This window comes from Acinetobacter sp. ESBL14, assembly GCF_036668815.1.
GTDB classification, from domain to species: domain Bacteria; phylum Pseudomonadota; class Gammaproteobacteria; order Pseudomonadales; family Moraxellaceae; genus Acinetobacter; species Acinetobacter gyllenbergii.
On record NZ_JAZEVS010000023.1, the window covers coordinates 1 to 1,231 of the forward strand.

1 protein-coding gene is annotated in these 1,231 nt (G+C 49.8%); it reads right to left on the reverse strand.

The genetic code is table 11. The features are described from left to right. Positions 1-1,231 (reverse strand): Ig-like domain-containing protein (locus V6E90_RS21420; RefSeq protein ID WP_332606400.1); only part of this gene is annotated, 1,231 nt, incomplete at both ends.

Consider the following 1,231-nt stretch of genomic DNA (forward strand, 5'->3'; position numbering starts at 1 on the left):
GTCACAGTATGGTTGCCTTCACCCAAGGTCGGTAAAGTATTGTCCGCCAAGGTCCAAGTACCATCACCATTGTTCACCGCTGGATAGTTCACACCATCCACAGTCACCACAATCGTGGCTGTTGGATCATTCACGGTACCCGTCAATGCAGGGGTTGCATCGTTGCTCAGATCATCATCCACCGTCACAATCGGTGCAGTCACATCTGTAGAAACCGTACCTGTACTTGGTAATGAGGTGTTACCTGCTGGGTCTGTCGCTGTTGCAGTGACGGTCTCACCATTGGTCAAGCCACCTGGATTTGGTGTCGTCCACGCCCCAGTCGTTGGGTCTGTTGGTACCTGAACACTTGTACCATCTGGGAAGGTCACGGTCACAGTCGAACCAGGTTCTGCTGTACCACTGATTGGGTCGGTCGCATTGATCGGATCAAGCACTGGTGCATTCGGTGCAGTGGTGTCCACTGTATAAACTTGAGTGTCCGTTACATTGCTGCTGTTACCTGCTGCATCTGTAAACGTAACTTTTGCATCGATGGTCTTATCGCCATCTGCCAATAAACCACTGCCCGGTACACTCACACTCCACGTACCATTTACTGAGTTCACTGTTGCGGTATAAGTCACCCCATTCACAACAACGGTCACAACCGTCGTTGCAGCATCTGCAGGTACACCTGTTAATGTCCCCGTTAATGTCACATTCCCCGCCGATTCTGCCGCGTTAATAACGTTATCTGCAGTCACTGGATCAATGTTCAGTGTTGTACCAGAAACATCTGGTCCCACCGTATCCACTGTTTCAGTCCCTGGTACAGACGGGTTACCCGCCGGATCAGTTGCTACAGCTGTTACTGTACTGCCATTCGGTAAGTTACCTGGATTTGGTGTGGTCCATGCCCCAGTCGTTGGATCTGTTGGCACCTGAACACTTGTACCATCTGGGAACGTGACCGTTACTGTTGAACCAGGCTCCGCTGTTCCTGTAATCGGATCTGTACCATTGATTGGATTAATCTCTGGCGCATTCGGTGCAGTGGTATCCACTGTATAAACTTGTGTATCCGTTACATTGCTACTGTTACCTGCGGCATCTGTAAACGTAACTTTTGCATCGATGGTCTTATCGCCATCTGCCAATAAACCACTGCCCGGTACACTCACACTCCACGTACCATTTGCTGAATTTACTGTTGCGGTATAAGTCACCCCATTCACAACAACAGTTACGA